Raw genomic sequence first — 21884 nt, 5'->3', positions numbered from 1 at the left:
ATGGTCTTTGCCCATCAGCCAATTTCTTTTCTAAGTAATTATGGAGTTTGAGTATGACACGCCTTTTTCCTCTGGCAGCGGCAATCATTTCTCTCGGATTAAATTTCCTCCCCTCGGGCGCATCCGCTCAAAGTGCGTCGACCACGCCCGAGCACGTGCCGCTCCAGAAAAAAATCGGCGAGGCAAAACCTGAAATCGTTCCTTCACTGATAGTCATGAATGCGGCCGGCGCGAGTCTGGATGGCAACACGCTGACGCTGACCGGCGTCGCGAAGAACTCAATCGTATTCGCCGATCGCCCGGTCCGCGCAGCCGGTCATGCGATGACGACCGAGCTGCTTCAGGAATGGTCTCCGACGGAAGGAAAAGATAGCTTCGCGCAGGATCCGCCCAACGCCACCATTTCGGTTTTCAGCAAGGATGGCACCAAGATCCGCGACGCAGTGATCGTCATGAAGTCACCGAAGCTGGACGGCGATAAGCTGACCTTCGAGGTCTCGGTGCTGGAAGGTGATTTGATGGGTGCCGACGGTCCTGCATCGATCTTCATCGACATTATTGGCCGTCCGTTGACGCCGTTCTCATTTGCCGGTGCGGCGCGCCGGACCGCCTATAGGGCGGCTTGGTATCGAGGCGCGGCCGTTGGGGCGGCAGCTGCCGCTGCTCCCTATTATTACGATCGCCGATGCGGCTATTACCCGTTTCCTCCCTGTTATTAATTGGAGGTTTGGAGACCTAATTTCCGTTGCTGTGCCCGCGCAGCAACGGACCCTTTCCCAAGTTTCGCGTATTATGAGTTGCGAAATTTCATGCACGCGGACTGGGGGATGCCGGGCAATGGTGAAGTGCAGCAAATGGTTTGGTTGGGCTGCGGCAGCTTTCCTGCTTGGCTCATTCGGGATCTACGGTCCAGCAGCGAGTGCGGATCTTGGAGGCGGGCCTGAGCCAGCGCCCGTTGAGCCGATGGCTCAGGCAAGTCCGTGGGCTTTCAGCTTCACGACCTACGGATGGCTGACTTGGATGTCGGGCGACCTGACGGTCAAGGGCCGTACGGTAAGTGTCGACGTAGCACCCAATCAGGTTCTCGACGCATTGGATTGGTCGGGCATTCCGGCTTGGTTCAGCTATGCAGAGGCGCGCAACGGTCGCCTCACCCTGTTCAACGACATCGTCTATGCGCAGCTGTCAGGGGCGGCGGGTTTTTCTCGTCAGGTCGGCGGAGCAGCGTTGGGATTAAACGTCAAGGCTGACTATGAGCAGGCCATCATAGAACTTGGCGGCGCCTACGAGATCTGGTCTGGCAATAGCCCCGGGCTGGGCGCCAGCGCCGTCGACGTGTTGGCGGGTGGACGCTATTGGCACCAGGACACGAGCATCTCTGCCGATCTCGCGACGACCATCGATATTGCTGGGCTTACCGTCAGTGGCAGTCGCGCCTATGCAAAGTCTGGTTCTGTCGATTGGGTTGACCCCTTCATCGGCGCACGACTACGTCAAGACCTCGCGCCCGGTCAACGACTGACGCTGCGCGGAGATATCGGCGGGTTCGACGCGGGTAGCAAGTTCACCTGGCAGGTTATCGGTACGTATGATTTCCAGCTGTGCGCGACCGACCGCTATACGCTTGACGGCTATGTCGGCTATCGCGCGCTATCGGTCGATTACTCGCAAGGTTCGGGTACAAACCGGTATGATTTCGACGTGCTGATGCAGGGCCCGGTCATGGGCGCGACACTTCGCTTCTGAACCGCCGCGCCTCTACGCCGAGATTTTGTTCGCCCACCTGAGAAACAGTCGAGACCGCGCGGTCGACCGGTTAAGCGTGCTCGATGCGTGTGCCGAGAACCTTCAGAAATTGTGCCATCCAGGCTGGATGCGCAGGCCAAGCTGGCGCCGTCACGAGGTTGTTGTCGGTAACCGCGGCATCGATTGCTATATCGGCGTACTCGCCGCCCGCCAATTCGACCTCTGGGCGGCACGCAGGATAGGCTGAGCAGCGGCGGCCCTTGAGCACGGAAGCCGCCGCGAGGATCTGTGCGCCATGGCAAATGGCAGCCACCGGTTTGCCGCTCTCCATGAAGTGTTGAACAAGGGCGATCACAGCAGGATTGAGGCGTAGGTACTCTGGCGCCCGGCCGCCTGGGATCACGAGCGCGTCATAGTCGGCGCCGCGCACATCCGCGAACGTGGCATTGAGCGTGAAGTTGTGACCGCGCTTCTCCGTGTAAGTCTGGTTGCCCTCGAAATCGTGGATGGCGGTGGCGACAGTCTCGCCCGTCTTCTTGTCGGGACATACCGTGTGCACCGTGTGACCCACAGTCAGCAGGGTCTGGAACGGCACCATGGTTTCATAGTCCTCGACAAAATCGCCGCACAGCATCAGGATCTTCTTGCCTGCCATCGTCGCCTCCTTGAGTGAGCCGGTAGCCGGTCGTTGCCGGCAGCGAGATTATATGATCTTTGATTGGGTCGTGCAGACCAACGATAGTATGCCCGGCCCTCGAAGTGCGCCGAGCCTAACCTCGGTTGGCGCAGATCCAACGGCTTCTAGGCCGCTTCGGTCGCAGATGCCCCCTTGATTATGACTTTTTGAGCAGGCGCGAGATGGAGCTCTGCGTTCATCGGCGTTTTTATCGAATGAATATAGAAGTAGGTCGGATCGGCATCTAGCACGCCCATTACCGGCGACGGCGCTGAGATAATTTTGAGCTTTCCTACGCGTCCCATCCAGTCCTTATGTCGATGACCATGCATGACTACGATCCTATCCGCCAAAGGCTTCAATTGGCGCACAAACCAAGTGCCGTTGATCAGCGCTGTGCCAACGCGTTCAGAGATCTCGCTGACCGGCATTGGGTATTCAATCAAGTGGTGATGCATCGCGACGATCCAGCCAGCACGAGGAAATTTGGATACGATGCAGCGAAGTGCTGACACGTCTTCGGCGGGCACAAGCCCGAGCGCGTTTGTGAAGGAGAAGTTAGATACCGCATTGGAATTCAGAATAACGATGCCTATTCCATCGGGCTCGCTTGGCGCGATCACCTGAGGAAAGGCTCCAATCCATAGATCCGCTAATCCGGTACTGTAATGGCGGGCGCTGTCGGAGAACTGCGCGATCGTTTGCCGATGTGGTTCGATCCATTCTGCCAGCGTCGGGCCGATGTCCGTTGTGTTGCGATCAAAAACATGCGCGCGGTCGCCTTGAACACTGACCATGGCAGACAGCGTTCGCATTTGGCGCAGCTGCTTTCCTGGACTGGTTGGTAATTCTAGCCGGGCCGGGTTGGAGCGATCTACAACATTGACGTCATGATTGCCGGGAAGGATTAGCGTCCGTTCGGCAAGCATTGGATTGGCGGAAAGTCGCTCCAGAAATTCCGCCCATTCCGAAAGACGACCGGCATCGGTCATGTCTCCGGTGAGAAGAACCACGTCAATCGGCTCTTTGCTATGAACGCTAGCCAGAACTTCCAAGAGCCTATCCAGCCGCTCGTTGCCGCGTGGCCCGGCGCGTCCACTTTCAATCCGAAATCCATACCGCTCGCCAACGACATGCACGTCCGACAAATGAGCGACACGGAAACCAGCTGTCCGTTTTGAAATGGCGCCCGATGATTGACCGGTATCTGCCAAGTCGGCAAAGGGCATCGGCTGGTCCATAGCCGCATCGCTTATGCCCCAGAGGAGAGATGCCGCAGCGAGATAAGAACTAACAATTGCGACGGCATTCGCCAGCGCAGGGGCCACCAGTTGCAGTGGGGTTCGCAAGTCTGCCCAACTTGCCGACCAGCGGGTAAACGGCCAGACGAAAGCAACGAAAAAAGCGGCAATTACACACGTAATGATGCCTGCCGCGGCCGCCGTCATCGCACGCTGCCGGCCCCGTTGTTCTTCGCTCGCGCCAGCCTCCACTTCCGTGACTTGCGCCAAGACTTCCCGGATCAACACGTAGACAGGCTGAACGGCAAGCGAGTGAAGTGCCCAGAACGTACTTTCAACCAAGCGCGTTAAATGTCGCAAGCCGAAGAGGCCAATGGCAGCTACTACAATAAGCATCACGAGGGAGCTGATGCCTGACAACGACGCCACTTTGTTGGATACGGTTGCGAGCCACGCAGAAGCCACCATCGGCGCCAAGCCCAGCGACAGGCTAGGCAGCCCGATAAGTAAGATCCACGCTGTCAGGAATTTGGTGAGACTGATTTCAGCGAGCAGGCTTCCCGCAAGAGCACTGAGCTTCCGTTTCTTTGTGCTCAAGGCATCATCTTCCGAGTCGCCGCAACTCGGATCGATTAGCGGGCGTCCAAGGCCAAAGCGATCGGGACTACGCTCTGACACTAACAACCACCTCTCTATCAGAATGATCCGAACATACCGCCCAGCACGATAACCGCGATTAGCGCCAGCGTCGCGCCCAAAACTGCAACCATCACTATGTCGAGATAGCTCTCCCGATGTGTGCAGCCGCATACCGATAGCATGGTCACAACTGCGCCGTTGTGCGGAAGACTATCGAGCGTCCCCGATGAAATCACCGCGACCCTGTGCATCAAGGACGGGTCCAAGCCCGTGCTGTGGGCGATTTGCATGAAGGTCGGGCCTAACGCATCAAGAGCGATGGTCATGCCGCCCGATGCCGATCCTGTCAGTGCAGCAAGAATATTGGTTGCGATGGCGAGCGAAACGAGAGGGCCGCCACCGATCCCGAGAACCCAATCACGAACCATTGCGAATGCAGGAAGCGCGGCGACTACCGCGCCGAAACCTACAAGGCTGGCAACGCTTAATACAGGCAAGACCGATGCATTGGCGCCTGCATCCACCGTATCGCGCAGTGCGGGAAGACGCTTGTAATTGAGAAACACAAGAACCACGATAGCAAGAAAAAGCGCGACCGAAACGGACCAGATTCCACCTACCGATGCGAGGCTTGTTCCGCCCCACTGTCCCTTCTCCAGAAACGACGCATCAATCCGTGGAAGGACAAACTGGGTCATAATGAAATTTGCGCTAATGACTACCGCCAGTGGCAGCATGGCTAAGACGATCGGTGGACCGTTTGCAGCACGTGCGCCGGCGTCAATCTCCGCCGGATCGAATTCCCGAGCGGTCGATGCCAGTTCTCGAACCGTGAGGTCATCGGCAGCATGAAGGGTCGACGTCACAGGCTCCATCACGACAGAGTTGTCGAAGCCTTCGCTAGCTCTCTGCGCGCGGGCTTGCGCAACGTTTAGCCACCAGATACCAAACCCAAACATCACTATAGCGGCGATGATGCCGAGCCCGGGCGCCGCAAAAGGCGTCGTTCCGAAGAATGGCATGGGTATCGCATTTTGAATGGCCGGACTGCCGGGCAAGGCAGACATCGTGAAGGTCGAAGTGCCAAGAGCAATCGCCGCAGGCAATAGGCGCCGCGGGATGTTACCGGCTTGGAATAAGGCTAACCCCATCGGAGCGAGCACGAAGAAAGCAACGAAAAGGCTCACGCCTCCGTACGTAACCAGAGCACCCGCGAGTACCACCGCTAGAACGGCGCGACTAGGGCCGAGCTTGTCCGTCATGAAGTTAGCGATCGTTGTGACGGATCCGCTGTCATCCATCAGCTTTCCGAACAACGCTCCGAGTAGGAAAATCGGAAAGAACTGCGCCAGAAAACCCGACGCCGCGATCATGAATGTTTGCGTCCAGTGAGCCAGCAAAGGCTCGCCAGCGAAGGCTGCCGCGATCAAAGCGGCGGCGGGTGCGAGCAATAAAATGGTCCAACCGCGAAAGGCAAAGAACATCAGGAATGTAAGAGCTACAAAAATGCCAAGAAGACCCACTGCTTAGGCTCCTTCCAAAAGACTGTCGATATCGTATGTGGAGCGCACACCAACGTCATCGCGGTGCTCGTCGATAAAGGCGCTTGCTGCGCGGCGCCCTTCATCTCTCAGCATCGTCAGGAATTCCCACTCGGCATTGAGTTTCGATGATGCACCAAGCCTAGCAAGCATGTCGCTCTTAATGAGGTGCATTCTCATTTGCGCCCACTGCCACCCCTCGCCATCACCCTGGTCTGCAACTTTGCGCAGCAGGGCGATCATCTTGAGCTCCTTCATGAGCGGAGCGTTGAACGAAACCTCATTAAGGCGATTGTTGATTTCATGGGCCTCAGTCGGCGCTTCCTCGCGCAAAATTGGATTGATCTGAACCAGAATGGTGTCATGTGACTCGCACTCACGAACCAGAGGAGCGATGGTTGGATTGCCGGAATAGCCTCCATCCCAATACGGATCGCCGTCGATGTACACAGCCTGAAACATCGTCGGAAGGCAGGCGGAAGCGATCAGTACGTCAGCGGTAATCTCGGGGTTCCTGAATACTCGGCCGCGCCCAGTGCGAACATTGGTGCAGGTGATAAAAAGCTTAATCCGGCCCGCGGCCAATCGATCGAAATCAACGAGCTCGGTCAATATGTCCTTTAACGGATTGGCTCCGCTTGCTCCGAAGAAATAGGGCGAGACAAGACGCGCCATGAGGTCGGTTGCAATGTACATGGGGGAATAGTCGAGCGACCATCTGCCCAGCATGCGGTCGAGCGGACTTCGTTGAAACGGGCTGAACGTGGCAGCATCAGCCACCCGCCGCCAGAAGTCGTGAAGCGCAGTGCGGGCGCCCTCCTTACCCCCGGCCAACAATCCGTGGGCAAGGACGGCAGCATTCATCGCTCCGGCCGAGGTGCCGGAAATGGCCTCCAATTTTACGCCGTCTTCTTCTAGCAGGCGATCGAGTACGCCCCATGTAAAGGCGCCGTGTGACCCACCGCCCTGAAGAGCTAAATCAACAAGAAGAGGTTCACTAGAGGATTCAACGCGAGCAATAGGCATTAACAATCCCTCTTATATCCACACATGCTGAGCTATAAACAATAAGTCGACTATCTCGTTGACAATGACACGCCGAAGCCCATCGGAGCAGCCTATCATTGCGATGGCGGCAGCAGATGTATGCAGAGTTTGGTATCGCGTTTCCATCCGAATCGGCAGAGTCGGGTGGTCACAGATCAAATTGAGTAGTTACGCTCTCTGTGATAGCCCATAAAAAAGGAGTATCGTTGAAGTTAACGTCTTAGATGGCTTGGGAGCGCCGCAAGGGCGCACGCAAGTACGGTTTTGCATTAGTCATCAACTGTCGTCGGTGCGAGCGCCATGGCTTTGGAATAGGTGCATTGGGATGGCAGGCGACCAACAGGGACAACCGTCACGCAGCAGCGGGTTTATTGTACTAGCCGCGCTTCTGACTGCAATTTGGATTTTTCTGAACTCCAGCGCTGCGATTGAGCCTGTGATCACGGGTGTTGTAATTTCGGGTGGGCTGGCATTCGCTTTCACGCGTAAAGCGGGGGTATGGCAGGATGTAGTCGCGCATCCGGTCCGTCTTTATCATTTCATCTCATACACTGGGATTTTCTTGGCTGAGCTCACACGGGCGAACGTCAACATGCTGCGTTACGTCTATTCGCCTCGCATAGAAATCAACCCCGGCATCGTCAAGATCAAGACCAAACTAAAAACCCCCGTTGGCCGTTTGGCGCTTGCAAATTCGATTACGCTTACACCCGGTTCACTCGTCGTTGATATTGAGGGCGATAGTCTGTTTGTCCATTGCCTCGATCTGGAAACGAGTGATCTGGAGGAAGCCACACGCCTGATTGCAGGTCCTTTCGAGGAGCAATTGGAGAAGACCTTTGGCTGATTATTTGCTAGCTCTTGCTGGGGCTTTTATCCTGTTGGGCGTTCTATTGGGCGTTGTGCGTCTAGTTAGGGGCCCAACGTCTGTCGATCGTGTTGCCGCGATAGACATGCTTACCGTTATTTCCATATCGCTCATCGCTATCTACGCCCATGTCGCGGACCGCTTTATTTATCTCGATGTGGCGCTGGTGTATGGCGTCTTGAGCTTCCTCGGTGTCCTTGCCATCGCTAGGTATCTTGAACGCGGACTTTAGCGCCATGCTTGAACCGTTCGTCTATCTTCTTTGCGCCAGCATTGTCATCAGTGCGTTTCTGGCGGTCGGCCTAAAAAATACACTTCTAGCGATGATCAGCGGAGGGCTTGCGGGCCTATTCGCAGCGGTTTGCTATGTCATTTTGGGTGCGCCCGACGTCGCAATGACCGAGGCATCCATCGGCTCGGGCCTATCCGTTCTGATCTTTCTTTACGCCATCCGCAAAACGTCTGGATCAAAGGAGTGAACATGACGGAGTTAATCGGAAGCATTCTGATTTTGATTGGTGCTTTCTTTCATTTCTCCGCCGGCCTCGGGATGCTGCGGATGCCGGATGCCTATACGCGTATGCAGGCCGGCACAAAGGCTTCAACCCTCGGTAACACCCTCGTGCTTCTGGGAGTGGCCTTCTATCATCCAGACTGGACCTTGAAATTGGTTCTCATCATTTACTTTGTATGGATGACCAATCCCGCCTCTTCACATGCCCTGGCAAGGGCCGCGCACTTCATCCGCATTCCAATGGCGGGGAATTCCAGTATTGACGCACTTCGTGATGCCGAAGCGATGAGCAGGAATGAGCTGTAATGCAACGAACTTCTATCGCCTTTGCGGTGATTTTCTTTGGGCTGGTATTTGCGAGCGTTGCCCTCAACCACTCGCCCAGTGAAACTCTTCGTCCTCTCGCCCGCAATTACACGGATTTGGTCCCGCGAGAACTCGGTGCAACTAACGTCATCACCGGAATTTTGCTCCACTACCGAGCCTTCGATACACTAGGTGAGGTGGCCGTGCTGTTTATAGTGGCGGCCGCTGTTGGTCTGGTTCTTGGGTATCAGAACAAATCGGGCATTGAGGATTCGCGGCAGCCTGGAAGGCCGGCCTCTGAAATAGTGCAGACGGCCAGCCGAATCCTCACTCCCCTAATCGCGATTTTCGCCGCTTACATCATCATGAACGGACATTTGTCCGCAGGTGGAGGTTTTCAGGGCGGAGCGGTTCTCGCCTCATGCGTTATTTTGTGGGTTTTGGCCGACGCGCAATTTGAGGTCGATGTCGAACTACTAAGCGTGTTGGAGTCGGTGGCAGGAGTCTTGTTCGTCGTTGTAGGAATTGCGGGGCTGATATTTGCTGGCGGGTTCTTGGACACCAGAACGTTGCCGCTAGGACAGCTCGGCGCATTCTTCAGCGCGGGCGCAATTCCAATCTTGTCGCTCCTGCTTGGTATCAAGGTGGGCAGCGAGTTGAGCGTGATAGTCGCCAAGTTTCGCACTTAGGCCGCCAGAGACGGTGAGGGAAGCGGGAGGATACCTCTATGATTTCAAGTGTGGTTCTGACGACAGGCTTTCTTCTCATCCTGATCGGCCTTTGGGGCGTGCTTACCCACCGCAACATTCTGCGGATCATCATTTCATTTTCATTGATGGGCACCGGAAGCCATATCGTTATCGTCGCGATCGGTTACGTGACCGGTGGAACAGCGCCGATTATCGACAGTGCTTTGAGCCTAGCTGATGCGCCGCATCGTGCGGTTGATCCTATACCTTCCGCGCTTGTCGTAACTGCCATCGTGATCGGCTTGGCGGTCACTGCGATCATGTTGGCCTACGCCATCCGGCTGTACGACGCGAAAAAGACTCTGTCGATTGACGCCCTCACGGAATCGAAATGGTAGATGGTCTTCTTCATCCTCAGAACATATTTATTATTGGGCTAGGCGGTGCGTTTCTCATCCCGCTATTGAACCGCCTTGGGGGCCGTTGGGTCGCGAGCACATTTATCTGTGTTCTCGCCGCGATGACTGCGATCACAGGCATTTCGTTGCTCCAACAGCTGCACGGAGCGGCACCCATCGAGATTTTGACCGGAGGGGCAAAGCCACCTTACGCGATCAATCTCCGTGTCAGTCTCAATGAGGCCTTCTTCGCCTTCAGCGTCAATCTGGTGGGATTGATCGGCGCGTACTACTTCTTGCGCGAAAAATATGGGACGATTCTAATCTACTTGCTTCTGGTCATGGGCATCCAGGGCATGGTGATGACCCGCGACCTTTTCAATCTGTTTGTGTTTCTGGAAATCGTTTCGGTTGCCACTTATGGACTTCTGAGCCTGAAGGGCTCGTCCGCGGCGCTGTCGGCCACTTTTAAATACATCATGGCCACAGTGCTTGCTTCCAACTTCTTCCTGATTGGTACTGTTTTTCTATATGTCACAGTCGGGTTGCTGAATATCGACGAACTGATCGCCAGCAAGGAGGCGATCGTGGGCCCTATAGGGTTCGCGGCACTCATTTTCCTGCTCGCCAGCCTACTACTGGAGCTGAAGCCTTTTCCTGCGAATGGATGGGGACTCGATGTTTATGAAACCGCGCGAGGTGACGTCGCGGCGCTGATCTCCGGAGGTGTTTCTACCGGAGTCTTCTTTGCTCTGTTCAAGCTGCTGCCGTTGTTCGATGACCAATTGGAGCTCATCGCCGCTTCTGGCGTTCTAACATTTGTCGTTTCCAATCTGATCGGTCTGCAGCAGACGACTGCGAAGCGCCTGCTTGGCTATTCCTCCATCGGCCAAATAGGCCTGCTGACGAGCGCCGCTTGCCTTCTGCGTCTGGCCAATGCTGATAGCGAGACTTCGCTTCTGGTCGTCGGCGGACTTTTTGCCAACCACCTCTTTGCGAAAGTGGGGCTTTTCTGGCTGGCGGATTACGTCGGCAAGAAGCGATTGCAAGATTGGTCGATAATTAAGAAACAACCGCTCACATTGGCGACGCTCGGTATCCTATTGGCCGCAATTTCGGGCTTCCCGCCGTTTCCAGGTTTTTGGGCCAAGTGGCAACTTGTGATGATCCTGGCGCAGGATGAACGCTACGCCTGGATTACACTCATCCTTCTAGGTTCCCTTCTCGAAGCTGCCTATTTGTTTAAGTGGTTTGGACAGACGCTGCATGGTTCTGACGAATTAGAAAGTGCGCCAGCCAACCTCGGTGCGCTGCTTCCCATTTACGCGATGGCGGCACTGCTTGTCATAGGCGGCATCATTGCTGCCGCTGTCGTTGGGCAAACAGCAATCTGGGTGGCGATACCGCTTGTCGCGGGCGTTCTCGTTCTCGCGCTTGCTTGGAGCCCAACCCAGATTCAAGGTTTGGCCGTTTTGGCGCTCGCGCTCCTGGGTGGCGGTTGGCTTATTCGGGACGTAACCGGACTGAATGGAATATTTGCGTTCCTGCTTCTGGTGGGCGGCGTTGTCGTATCCATAGGATCGCTCTACCGGTCCGAAGAAAGACCAGGCTTCTATCCACTTTTGGCAGTCCTCTTGCTTTCACTTCCCGCTCTGCCACGTGCTGCGACCACGCTTGAGTTTTTCTTCATTTGGGAACTGATCACTCTTTCATCCTATTTCCTGATTCTTCGAAGCCGAGACGTCCAACAACACGCTTTGCCGTTTTTGCTGTTCTCGCTTTTCGCGGCCTTCTTCCTGCTTGCGGGGTTTGCAATATTAAAAGCCGATAGCGCAAGCTATTCTCTAAGCGCACTACGCACCGTTGGTCCAAGTGGCGCTGTAGTCTTCATGCTGTTAGCCATTGGGTTTTTGATCAAGGCCGGTACGCTCGGCGTCCATGTTTGGTTGCCCGGCGCCTATGCTTCATCCGATGACGACGTATCGGCACTGCTCTCGGCGGTTATCAGCAAGGTTGCGATATTCGGACTACTGGTCGGAACTTATGTTGCCATCCGCTCCGAAGTTGGTTTGCAGCTGGCCCATGTACTCGGTTGGATTGGGATGCTTACCACGCTCGCGGCTGCGATGATGGCGGTTTGCCAGGACGATATAAAGCGAATGTTGGCATATTCTAGTATGAGCCAGCTTGGCTATATCGTAGCGGCAATTGCGTTGATGAGCCATCTGGGCTGGGTCACCGCGTTGTACCTCGTGGCCAACCACCTCATGGTGAAGGGGATATTGTTTCTCGTCGCGGCGGCACTTATTGCCCGAACGGGGCGGCGGCGGCTTTCAGAATTTGGTGGGCTTGCTCGCCAAATGCCGCTGACTTTTGCCGCCGCCTCCATAGCTATTCTAGCGATGTCCGGCCTGCCGCCATTCGTCGGCTTCGGGGGTAAGTGGCTATTGTTGAGCGCCATGATGGAGAAGGGTTGGTACGGACCGGCCCTGATGACGTTGTTGGCGACCTTTATCGGCTTACTCTACATGGTGAGATTCATTGGGGCGATTTTCTTTGGGCAAGGCCCGCCAGAGGAGGCGGCTGTCAAGGAGGCGCCCGCCGCACTACTCACATCGCAGGCTCTACTGGTGGCTGGCATCATAGTTATGTCGTTCTTTCCGAAGTTGCTGATCGAGCCGGTCTCTCGCGCGATCGACGCTGAATTCGCATCGACGCTGGTTTGGGAAGGCATGTCGTTAGAAATGATCTATGGCACTTGGAACCCGATTCCATTCATGCTGTTCGCCTTGGCGGTTTCAGCATTGTTGTTCGGGTTGTTCTGGTTTCTCCAGAACTCCGACATGCTCAAAAATATAATCAGCCGGATCGCTCGGGATATATCGCCGATGAAGCGGTTCTATGATTTTTGCAAATCCATATTTGGCATCCTTACTCCTGCATGGGCAAAAGCGTTCTGGTGCGAAGTCGCTATGGCCACCGACGGCCTCGCCATGCGCGCACGCACGATCTATACAGGGAATGGCCGGACCTATAGTTTGTACATTCTGTACTATTTCATAACACTGTACGTTGCGGCTGGCGGTCTACGCTATCTCTGGCTAGGCAAATAATGCTTCCGACGATGCAATATGTAAAACCGCAATGATAGACGACAGCCGCTACACCTTCATGGCTGCCAGCCGAGAAAGTCTGTCGATTGTCGTCACGCTCTCGCCGTTGGGACAGGCTTGTTATCGGCACCCCTCCAGTCGAACCACGCTACGTAGATCACTGGAAGGAAGATGAGCGTGAGTACCGTCGCAACCAACAGCCCCCCCATAACGGCGAACGCCATTGGTCCCCAAAAAACGGTCGGCGCGATTGGCGCCAGCCCAAGGACTGTTGACAGTGTCGTGAGCATGAGCGGACGAAAGCGCGACATCGCAGCATTTACCGCCGCGTCTTTTACGGATGCACCACTGCGCCGTTCCTCTTCAATCTGCGAGATCAAGATAACGCCGTTCTTTGCGATCATTCCGAGTAACGCCAGAACACCCAGAACCGCCACGAACCCGAGAGGTTTTTGAACGACTACCAGCGCGGCGACCACGCCGATCAACCCAAGCGGCATGACCAACGCGACCATTGCGAGGCTCTGGAAGCTCTGAAGTTGAAGCATCAGCAGTATCAGCATCAAGATGATCATGAAAGGGACGACCGCGAGAACCGACGCACGGCTGTCGGCGCTTTCTTCGGCAACGCCTCCAAGTTCAATGCGATAGCCTGCCGGAAGGCGAGAATTCAGTTCAGCAATCGGCGCTTCAAGGTCTGAAACGATGCCCTCGGCCAATGCGCCAGGAGCTACATCCGCTTGAACTGTCAGCGTCGGTATGCGCCCCCTTCTCCAGACGACGGGCTGCTCTTGGTCCGCTACGAACGTGGCAAACTGCGCGAGCGGAACTGTTCGCCCGTTCGGCAGCGGAACTTGCAGGGTCTGTAGGTTGTCCAGCGCAACGCGATCTTCTTGACTTGCCCGCGCCACCACATCGACGAGGTAGATGCCGTCGCGCAGTTGCGTCACTCTTGTGCCACTGATGATAGTGTTTAGAACACCCGCCAGCGCCTCACTGGAATATCCGATCCTACGGGCCTGATCCTGGTCGATCCGGATCACCATTCTTCGTGCAGGCTGGTTCCAGTCGAAGCTTACCCGGCGAGTCTCGGGATTCGATGCCACGACATTGGCCAAATCGGCCGACAGGTCACGCAGTTTATCGACGTCTGGTCCAACAAGCCGGTACTGAACCGGCCAGCCTACTGGAGGACCAAGCTCAAGTGGATAGACACGGGTTACAAGATCAGGAAAATCTTCCGCTAGAAGTTTCTCCAGCTTGTTTTGCAACCGGTCGCGAGCGGCGACGTCTTTCGCGACAATAACTTGCTGTGCAAAGAAATCGTTGGGAAGTTGAACGTTGAGGGGGAGATAAAATCGGATTGCGCCACGGCCGACGTACGAACTCCACCGGCTGACATCCGGGTCTTTGGCCAATTCGGCATCAAGCCGCCTTGTCACGTCCTCGCTGGCTCGCAAGGATGCGCTCTGCGGGAGCGTCAGGTCGACGAGCAGTTCGGTCCGGTCAGATGCAGGGAAGAATTGTTGGGGAACGAACCTTAGACCGCCAATAGCCAGAATGAATAGTCCCAGAACAGCAGCAACCGTAAGCAGTGGATTGGCGAGCGACCAATCGAGAAGCCTGCGGTATGTGCGAAGAACAGCGCCAGACTCCTCATCGACTTTCTGATCTGCCTTGCTCGACGGCTTCAGGATAGCAGCGCCCACTACGGGCGCGAAGACAACAGCAACCAGCCATGAAACCAGAAGTGCGATAGCGACGACTGCAAAAATAGAGAACGTATATTCACCGGCAGAACTCTGCGCGAAGCCGATCGGCACGAAACCGGAGATCGTCACCAGCGTTCCGGTCAACATGGGAGCGGCAAGATGAGCGTAGGCAAAGCTTGCGGCAGCCTCTGGGGTTTCTCCGACGTCAAGCCTGCGCAACATCGCGTCGACTGTTGTCATGGCATCGTCGACGAGCAACCCAAGTGCGATGATCAGGGCCCCGAGCGAGATGCGATGCAAGTCGATGTGCACCGCATCCATCACGATCATCACGATGGCTAGAGTGAGTGGAATCGATACGGCGATGACCGCGCCGGGTCGCAGCCCAAGCATCAACATCCCGATGGAGAGAATAATGGCGATTGCCTGCCAAAGAGACGTCGTGAATTCGTTAATAGCATCATCGACGGTCACGGCCTGATCCGCGACGAGCACGGGCTCGATCCCGAGCGGCAGGTCTTGGGTGATCTTCGCCATCATAGTCTTGATGTTGCGGCCCAGGGCAAGAATGTCGCCGGAATCCTGCATCGCAATTGCAAGACCGATCGAAGGGTGGCCGTTCACGCGAAACAGCGGGGAGGGTGGATCTGAATAGCCGCGTACAACATCAGCGATGTCCCCCAACTTTACGACGCGATTGCCCAAATTGATGCTGACTTGGAGGATGTCGGCTTCGCTATCGAATTGTCCCGATACCTGTAAGGCCACATTTTCCTGCCCCGTTCGGATGACGCCGGATGGTCTTACAACATTTTGAGCTGCAACTGCCGACAAAAGAGCGGGGTAGTCAATGCCAAGCGCAGCCACCCGGTCATGACGAAATTCAATCGTGATTTCTTCGTCCTGAGCGCCAAGGATCTCGATCTTCGAAACATCGGGTAACGTGAGAAGCTTTGAACGCACATCCTCCACGTAATCACGCAACTCGCGGTGAGAGAAGCCGTCGGCCGTGAACCCGTAGATAAAACCGAATGTGTCGCCGAAATCATCATTGAAGAACGGTCCAAGCACGCCTGGCGGTAGCGTATGCCGAATGTCGCCGACTTTGTTGCGAACCTCCTGCCAGATTGCGGGAATATCGCGCGATGTCACGCCACCCTTGAGATCGATAAAAATCGTCGTATCGCCGCTGCGGGTAGAACTGCGAACGACATCGACGTGACTGACTTCTTGAAGCTTGCGCTCTATACGCTCCGTAACCTGGTTGAGCGTGTCGGGAAGGGTAGCACCTGGCCAGATTGCGCGGACGAGCATTGTCCGGATCGTGAATACGGGATCCTCGGCGCGCCCCAGTTTGATAAAACTGCTGATGCCGGCAACAACGGCGACCAACATAAAAAACACGATGAGAGACCGGCGCGAGACAGACCATGCTGACAGATTAGGACCAATCATGACGACTGCCCGAGAAGACGCACCTTTTGGCCGGGTCGCAGACTATGGACGCCAGCAGTTACCACGATATCGCCTGCCGACAGTCCGCCCGATACGATGACTTCGCTTGCTCGATAGACCGACACCTCAACAGGCCTGGGCGATACCGTGCCGGCAGCCGCATCGTAAACCCAGACGGATGGAGTGCTGTCCGACCGCGTTAGAGCGCTGGCAGGGATAGCTACGCCCGCCACGCCCTCCATTTTCAACCTGCCAACGACACTCGACCCCAATCGCATATCCGTGGGGGTATCTTTCAAGCCGACGCGAACGCGAAAGGTCCCTGTTTGTGCGTCGGCCTGCGGCGCTACTTCTCGCACCCGTCCTGTGGTCGTCACGCTTGGATCGATCGAGAGGGCGACGTCGATGACCGCATTTTGGGATCCGCGCGAAATAAAACTAGATGGAGCGTCAAATACAGCGTCGCGCCCATCCTTTCTGGCCACCCGCACAATCATTTGACCAGGGGTAACCACTTCCCCGGCTGTTGCGCCGCGCGCCGTAACTTCTCCGGGAGCATCAGCATAGAGGTTCGTATCATTGAGGCGTGTCTTTGCGGTTGCAAGCTGTGCGGTGACGGCATCAACTTGTGAACGTAAGGTATTCAACGTCTGGACGGCCTGATCATAGCGTTGACGTGTGGTGTGACCCCGACTGAGCAACTGCTGCTGGCGCCCGTAATTCGCTTCAGCTTCGATGAACTGCCCCTCGGCGGCCGAGAGGTTCGCCTCAGCGGCGCGTACGGCATTCTCCTCGTCTTCACGATCTAGTTGAGCCACGAGCTGTCCAGCTTCCACCCGATCGCCAACCCCGACCAAGCGATTGATCAAGCGTCCGCCGATGCGGAACGCAAGGTCGACCTCAGTTTTCGCTTCGATCACACCTGATAGGGAAACGACTTCGCCCGAAGGTCGATCCGCGACGGTGATAACGCGCACGGGCCGGGCCACCACCTCCGCATCTTCATCACTTGGGTTGCAACCCCCGCAGAGTGCGGCGGAAATGGCCAATGCAATGAGCGCCGCACCACGCGATCGCGACAACAGAAACCGCGGACCTAGCCGCGGCGATCGATGTTGTTCGAGATCGTGCGATTTAAGAAGCGTTGTTGTGAGCGGGGCGGTGGAGTGGTTCGGCAGGTCACGATCATCGCTTTGCAAAGCAGCACCTATTCGAACGGCGACAACGACTCTATATTGTTCGCAATCCTACTCATTTAACCTGATGCTGGCTTCTTTTGTGCACCAAGAGCCATCGCGATGAACGACCATCCGTGAATGACAAGGCTCACTCCAACTAGCATTCCGATTGCCCATAATGCGGAACTTGGAAGTTCCATCTTCAGCATGATGGCAAGGATGATGGAGGCGATCCCACTGATCAGCACCCATCCCCACCCTTGAGTGGGCCGTATCTGGAAGGCCTCGATCACTGAGATTATCCCTTGCACCAGCAGCATCGCGATGAGGACGAAAGTCAACGTGGCAACACCTGCGAGAGGATTCGAAAGAAGCCAAACACCTGCGGCGGTGTAGGCGATCGCAATCAGAACCTGCAACAGAGCAAGCCCCCAGCCGCCGGCGCGATGCACGTGAACGGCCGTCGCGATACCGCTGAACAACATGATCCAACCGAGTATCCGTACCCCGGCTAAACTGCCATAGAATGGAAATAAGACAGCTGCAGTTCCGAGGACGACCAATGCTACGCCAAGGGCGAGAAACCATCCCCGATGGGCGGCAATTTTCTCAGGATCGACCGGCAGCACCTGCGAAGCCATCCTTACCCTCCAACGCTCAACAAGCTGCGGACTATATCGGCCTCAATATAACAAGCGTCTGTATATCTTGAACAGCAACAATGCTCTTCAGTCAATCCGACATATCTAAAAAAACAGCTGGAGGCGGGAAGATGCACGTATGTTGTTCGAAGATAGTCGTTGCACGCCACATTCTGTGGTCGCTATTTACTAAAACTCGCTCGCGTTGGTTCAGGCACAATAATCTCAGCGGGTATTCCAGGATCCGGTGTAACGTTTCAAGTCTGAAACCGTCCGAAAAAGGCAGACTGGAAACGCCATCGTTGGTCACTCTTGCTGTTGATATCGCTAATAGCTAAAAGTCTATTTGTCTGAGCCTAAGGAGGCTGGTTGCCCATTGTATTTTATTGAGCCGTCAGAACAGACTTATTTCAAATGAAACAATGGCATTTATACTGGAGGAAGTCCATGCGTACATTCTTCGTCATCGCGTCATCAATCGCCATTGCAAGCTTGAGCTTCAATTTGGCCAGCGCCGCCGAACTGCGCACGTGCTCGGCAAACAGCGCGGACAAAACTCAATCGTGCTCAGTGACCTGCCCGGAAGGGAAGACCGCCACGTGCACAGGCGGCAACACCGAGGACAAAGGTCCGTCTGACGTCAATTGCACCTGTAAGTGATCTGCTAGCGCTAGCAATGCTCATCGGGCTTCACTGCGGTGAGCATTGCTGTCGGTGACTGGAAATTGAGCCATTGGGCTCAAAGGCTTCCAGCAACATTTTTTACAGCCAATGGCACGTTAGCGAACTTGTCGAAACTTTGCAGCGTACCTTGAGAGGACAGCATGGACCTTCGTCACATCTCTTTCGCACTCGCCGCAGTTTTCCTCGTAATGTGCGGACAGCCGCCAGCTCACGCGAACGTCTCTTCTGCTTTGAGCATGCCAAAATTCATGACGACAGATGCGAGTGGCCTAGAGAAGGTACACTGCAGGAGATACCTCCATACGCACCGCCGATGCCTCCGTTGGCGCAACGGCATTTGCCGTGATTGGCGGGTCTTTAGGCATCGTTGCGGCTAAGCATCCGTTTTCGATGCGCCAAGTCCAATTCGGGCTCTGAGCCATCTGCCGAGCTGCAGGTTTGTGACTGCAAGAAGGGCATGTCCTAAGATGTTCGGAACGTCCAATTTTGGGCACGAGGAGATTACGTGGAAGGTCTGTTTATTCCCATCGTGAAATCACTGCTGCTTGTTCCGGTGACCTTGCTGCCAATTATCAACCCACTGAGTACCGCACCCATCTTTGTGACCACGGTGGGCAAAGACAGCAATCTTGCCGCTCGCCTTGCGAGGCAAGTTGCCATCAACAGTTGGTTCGTCATCGTGGCCTCGATGCTGATTGGCACCTACGTCCTTGCCATTTTCGGCATTTCGCTTCCCGTTGTTCGTATCGGCGGAGGATTGCTCGTGGCTTCGACCGCCTGGCGCCTGCTTCACAACTCTGAAGAAGACGAGGTCCACGCTCGAGCGGCCGAAAAAACCTACGAAATGTCGGATGCCGAAGTGGTGAGGCGAAGTTTTTTTCCGATTACGTTTCCGTTGACGACCGGACCCGGAACGATTGCAGCAGCGATTGCGCTTGGGGCACAGATCCCATCTTCTCCTGCGCTCTACGTCGCCGGCGTATTCGTGGCCGTCGCCGGAGCAGCCCTGGTCTCGCTCGCATTGTACCTTATCTTCAAAAACTCGACCTCAGTTGTGGTCTGGCTCGGCGATGTTGGCATGCTTGTCTTGACGAGACTGATGGCCTTCATACTGCTCTGCATCGGCATCCAGATTATGTGGTATGGATGGGCGGAATTGAACGGCATTTGAACTCAGGCATCATGACAGACGTTGCGCGCGGACCGACTGTAATTGGGCTTGCCATTGTACGGCGCCCTCAGCCCCAAATCGGGGCATAGAGCATGTTGTTAAACCTCATAAGGTTTCTAGGCCGTGGGCTGTGGAACTTAATACTGTTTTTGGTGGCACTCTGGGCCAGCCTTGCGATCTACTATTCCAATTTGCCGTCGCACACGTTGCGAATGGTGTTGGCAATCGCATTTGCCGGCATTTCGATTTGGACGCTCTGGCTATCACACAGCAAGGTTGCCAAAGTAACTTTTCTGGCGCTTTTCTCGGCTGTTGTCGCGTGGTGGATCTTCATCCCGCCGTCACATGACCGTCCCTGGCGCCCCGAAGTTGCAGTAATGCCCCGTGCATCCATCGATGGCGATAACATACATCTCACAAGCGTTCGCGACTTTGACTATCGCAGCCGGAATGACTTCACAGTGCGCTACATAGATCGGGATGTGAAGCTTTCGCATTTAAAGGGGCTCGACTTCTATGTTTCGTACTGGCGAGAGGGCTGGGTCGCCCACACGTTCGTCAGCTTCATATTCGACGACGCCGAGCCAGTCAGTATCTCCATAGAAACCCGACCAGAGGTTGGTGAGTCTTTCGACCCGCTCGCGTCGCTCTTCAAACAGTTCGAATTGATTTATGTCGTTGGCGAAGAGCGAGATTTGGTGGGACTTCGAGCAAGCCATCGCGGCGAACAGGTCTACCTCTACCACCTAAATGCGTCGCCTGAGGATGCGCAGCGTCTCTTCATGGTCTACTTAAAGCGCATCAACGAGTTGGCCGATCATCCCGAGTTCTATCATCTGCTGACCAACAGCTGCACCATCAACATCATCCGCTACGCGAACGCCGCTGGGCGACGTGGGCGGTTCGATATTCGTCATTTGCTGAATGGACTGATCGATAGCTATCTGTATCATTCCGGCCGCGTAGACACGTCACTGTCGTTTGACGAGTTGCGTCGCAGTTCGTTGATAAACTCCGCAGCGCAGGCTGCAGCTGGTGCGCCGGATTTCTCAGAACGTATTCGTGCGGCTCTGCCGAGAGGATCCGAGCCGACGTTCGACGCCAGTCCGTCCAAGTAGAATGGCGCGCGGATCGCCTGCTGCGGAGAAGCCCTAGGGTCTGGCCTGGCGATCGCCGCCGAAAAGATCAGCGACCCATCGCGTCGAATCGGTCTGGTCGCAGTAAGTGAGGATTGCAATGCTAATTGGCACACCTATGAAGGCGCCGAATATTCCCCACATGTAGGCCCAGAAGAACACCGAAAAGAGAACGAGCAGAGGAGAGATTGACAGCAGTGAGCCAGATGCGCGCGGCTCCAAAAAGCTGCCAATTGCAATCTGGACTACGTTGAGAGAGACAAAAATAAACAGCGGAACTTGCCAGGACTGGAATTCTGCGATTGCGTAGATCGTCGGAAACATGGTTGCGATAAGCGGACCAAGAAAAGGAATGTAGTTCAATAGGAAGGCCAGGATGGCCCATTCCTTCGCTAGTGGAAGCCCAACCGCGTAGGCGACGGCAAATACCAAGCAGCCCGTTATCACGCTCATCTTCGTTCGGACCACGTAGTACGAACGCAGCTTTCGTGCGCTCTCTTTAGTGCCGTTGATTAGAGCATGGGCAACGTTCTTATCCTTGATTTTACCGGCGTTGACCTCGAAATCGCCCACCTCCAAGAGACCGAGCGTGACGTAGACCAGGACGACAAGCCAAAAGCTCATCGTGGTGTTGACGCGAGCTACCACCGATTGAAACAGACGAATAAGCCAGCCGACGTTTATGTGCTCCGTCCAAAGCGTCGATGCGGCAATGCCGTGTCCGTCAAGCCAGGCTATCAACTGGTCGTACATCGATTGAAAGCGCGCGGTGTCGTCGGCGATGGCGTGCCCGACCCTTCCCAATGTCCAGGCGATCAAAGCGCTGGCCACCAAAAACCCTACAAGAAGCACCACGGTTGTGATCGCGAGGGCAATGGTCTTCGGCATGGCCGATTGCAGCCAACTTTGAACTGGTTGCAAAATGGCTATGATGAGAAGGGCAAATGTCAAAGGAGCGAAGACCGCGCTCGCAGAATAAAGTCCAGCGCAGATGGCCACAATTGCAACTAATATGAGCGCAGCTTGGGATGTCGCATTTATCGTCATGAGCCTCAAAACCATTCCAAGAAAGTAGGTGGATATCTGACTTTTAGCCTGAACCGCGTGCATTGTCTGCGAAGCGTTATGA

Annotated in this window: 20 protein-coding genes; 12 read left to right on the top strand and 8 right to left on the bottom strand. The window is 55.4% G+C overall.

Features of this window, described 5'->3' with window-relative positions; translation table 11 throughout:
* Positions 1–53: 53 nt before the first annotated feature.
* Positions 54–719 carry a hypothetical protein gene (locus tag R3D51_18130; GenBank protein MEZ5901402.1) on the top strand — a complete coding sequence of 222 codons (666 nt, stop codon included), beginning with the start codon at positions 54–56 and terminating at the stop codon, positions 717–719.
* Positions 720–837: 118 nt separating this feature from the next.
* Complete coding sequence (locus tag R3D51_18125) at positions 838–1746, top strand: hypothetical protein (GenBank protein MEZ5901401.1); 909 nt, start codon at positions 838–840, stop codon at positions 1744–1746.
* Between the two features lie 70 nt (positions 1747–1816).
* Here R3D51_18125 and R3D51_18120 read toward each other — a convergent pair whose 3' ends face one another.
* The 4 genes from R3D51_18120 to R3D51_18105 form a co-directional block, all read right to left on the bottom strand.
* Positions 1817–2401 (bottom strand): DJ-1/PfpI family protein, encoded by a 585-nt coding sequence (locus R3D51_18120; GenBank protein MEZ5901400.1) that lies wholly within the window; start codon positions 2399–2401, stop codon positions 1817–1819.
* Positions 2402–2547: 146 nt separating this feature from the next.
* The gene (locus R3D51_18115; GenBank protein MEZ5901399.1) at positions 2548–4260 is read right to left on the bottom strand and encodes a metallophosphoesterase; all 1713 of its coding nucleotides are present in this window, start codon (positions 4258–4260) and stop codon (positions 2548–2550) included.
* A 98-nt stretch (positions 4261–4358) separates the two neighbouring features.
* Positions 4359–5825 (bottom strand): GntP family permease, encoded by a 1467-nt coding sequence (locus R3D51_18110; GenBank protein MEZ5901398.1) that lies wholly within the window; start codon positions 5823–5825, stop codon positions 4359–4361.
* Between the two features lie 3 nt (positions 5826–5828).
* The gene (locus R3D51_18105; GenBank protein ID MEZ5901397.1) at positions 5829–6869 is read right to left on the bottom strand and encodes a patatin-like phospholipase family protein; all 1041 of its coding nucleotides are present in this window, start codon (positions 6867–6869) and stop codon (positions 5829–5831) included.
* Between the two features lie 346 nt (positions 6870–7215).
* Here R3D51_18105 and R3D51_18100 point away from each other — a divergent pair, with 346 nt between their 5' ends.
* From R3D51_18100 to R3D51_18070, 7 genes are all read left to right on the top strand, one after another.
* Positions 7216–7737, top strand: a complete 522-nt coding sequence (locus R3D51_18100; GenBank protein ID MEZ5901396.1) for a Na+/H+ antiporter subunit E — start codon at positions 7216–7218, stop codon at positions 7735–7737.
* Positions 7730–7990 carry a monovalent cation/H+ antiporter complex subunit F gene (locus tag R3D51_18095; protein ID MEZ5901395.1) on the top strand — a complete coding sequence of 87 codons (261 nt, stop codon included), beginning with the start codon at positions 7730–7732 and terminating at the stop codon, positions 7988–7990. The genes R3D51_18100 and R3D51_18095 overlap by 8 nt, the downstream gene beginning before the upstream one ends.
* 4 nt (positions 7991–7994) lie before the next feature.
* Positions 7995–8237: a hydrogenase subunit MbhD domain-containing protein gene (locus R3D51_18090; GenBank protein MEZ5901394.1), complete on the top strand. Its 243-nt coding sequence runs from the start codon at positions 7995–7997 to the stop codon at positions 8235–8237.
* Between the two features lie 2 nt (positions 8238–8239).
* Positions 8240–8578 carry a monovalent cation/H(+) antiporter subunit G gene (gene mnhG / locus R3D51_18085; protein MEZ5901393.1) on the top strand — a complete coding sequence of 113 codons (339 nt, stop codon included), beginning with the start codon at positions 8240–8242 and terminating at the stop codon, positions 8576–8578.
* Positions 8578–9267, top strand: a complete 690-nt coding sequence (mbhE, locus tag R3D51_18080) for a hydrogen gas-evolving membrane-bound hydrogenase subunit E (GenBank protein ID MEZ5901392.1) — start codon at positions 8578–8580, stop codon at positions 9265–9267. The genes mnhG and mbhE overlap by 1 nt, the downstream gene beginning before the upstream one ends.
* Before the next feature lie 38 nt (positions 9268–9305).
* The gene (locus R3D51_18075; GenBank protein MEZ5901391.1) at positions 9306–9665 is read left to right on the top strand and encodes a cation:proton antiporter subunit C; all 360 of its coding nucleotides are present in this window, start codon (positions 9306–9308) and stop codon (positions 9663–9665) included.
* A gap of 122 nt (positions 9666–9787) precedes the next feature.
* Positions 9788–12778, top strand: coding sequence for a proton-conducting transporter membrane subunit (locus R3D51_18070; GenBank protein ID MEZ5901390.1), 2991 nt, complete (start codon positions 9788–9790; stop codon positions 12776–12778).
* Positions 12779–12870: 92 nt separating this feature from the next.
* Here the strand turns inward: R3D51_18070 and R3D51_18065 are convergent, their stop codons facing one another.
* From R3D51_18065 to R3D51_18055, 3 genes are all read right to left on the bottom strand, one after another.
* Positions 12871–15945 carry an efflux RND transporter permease subunit gene (locus R3D51_18065; GenBank protein ID MEZ5901389.1) on the bottom strand — a complete coding sequence of 1025 codons (3075 nt, stop codon included), beginning with the start codon at positions 15943–15945 and terminating at the stop codon, positions 12871–12873.
* The gene (locus tag R3D51_18060) at positions 15942–16937 is read right to left on the bottom strand and encodes an efflux RND transporter periplasmic adaptor subunit (GenBank protein ID MEZ5901388.1); all 996 of its coding nucleotides are present in this window, start codon (positions 16935–16937) and stop codon (positions 15942–15944) included. The genes R3D51_18065 and R3D51_18060 overlap by 4 nt, the downstream gene beginning before the upstream one ends.
* Before the next feature lie 263 nt (positions 16938–17200).
* On the bottom strand, positions 17201–17764 hold the full coding sequence (locus tag R3D51_18055; protein MEZ5901387.1) for an HdeD family acid-resistance protein: 564 nt from the start codon (positions 17762–17764) through the stop codon (positions 17201–17203).
* A gap of 447 nt (positions 17765–18211) precedes the next feature.
* Here R3D51_18055 and R3D51_18050 point away from each other — a divergent pair, with 447 nt between their 5' ends.
* The 3 genes from R3D51_18050 to R3D51_18040 all read left to right on the top strand — a co-directional run bounded on the left by R3D51_18050 (position 18212) and on the right by R3D51_18040 (position 20737).
* Positions 18212–18424 carry a hypothetical protein gene (locus tag R3D51_18050; protein ID MEZ5901386.1) on the top strand — a complete coding sequence of 71 codons (213 nt, stop codon included), beginning with the start codon at positions 18212–18214 and terminating at the stop codon, positions 18422–18424.
* Between the two features lie 529 nt (positions 18425–18953).
* On the top strand, positions 18954–19619 hold the full coding sequence (locus R3D51_18045) for a MarC family protein (GenBank protein MEZ5901385.1): 666 nt from the start codon (positions 18954–18956) through the stop codon (positions 19617–19619).
* A gap of 152 nt (positions 19620–19771) precedes the next feature.
* Positions 19772–20737, top strand: coding sequence for a DUF4105 domain-containing protein (locus R3D51_18040; protein MEZ5901384.1), 966 nt, complete (start codon positions 19772–19774; stop codon positions 20735–20737).
* A 33-nt stretch (positions 20738–20770) separates the two neighbouring features.
* Here the strand turns inward: R3D51_18040 and R3D51_18035 are convergent, their stop codons facing one another.
* Positions 20771–21802, bottom strand: coding sequence for an AI-2E family transporter (locus R3D51_18035; protein ID MEZ5901383.1), 1032 nt, complete (start codon positions 21800–21802; stop codon positions 20771–20773).
* Between the last annotated feature and the right edge of the window lie 82 nt (positions 21803–21884).

It is taken from the genome of Hyphomicrobiaceae bacterium (assembly GCA_041397645.1).
In the GTDB taxonomy this organism is placed as follows: Bacteria; Pseudomonadota; Alphaproteobacteria; order Rhizobiales; family Hyphomicrobiaceae; genus Hyphomicrobium_B.
This window is presented reverse-complemented; position numbering and strand designations above follow the sequence as displayed.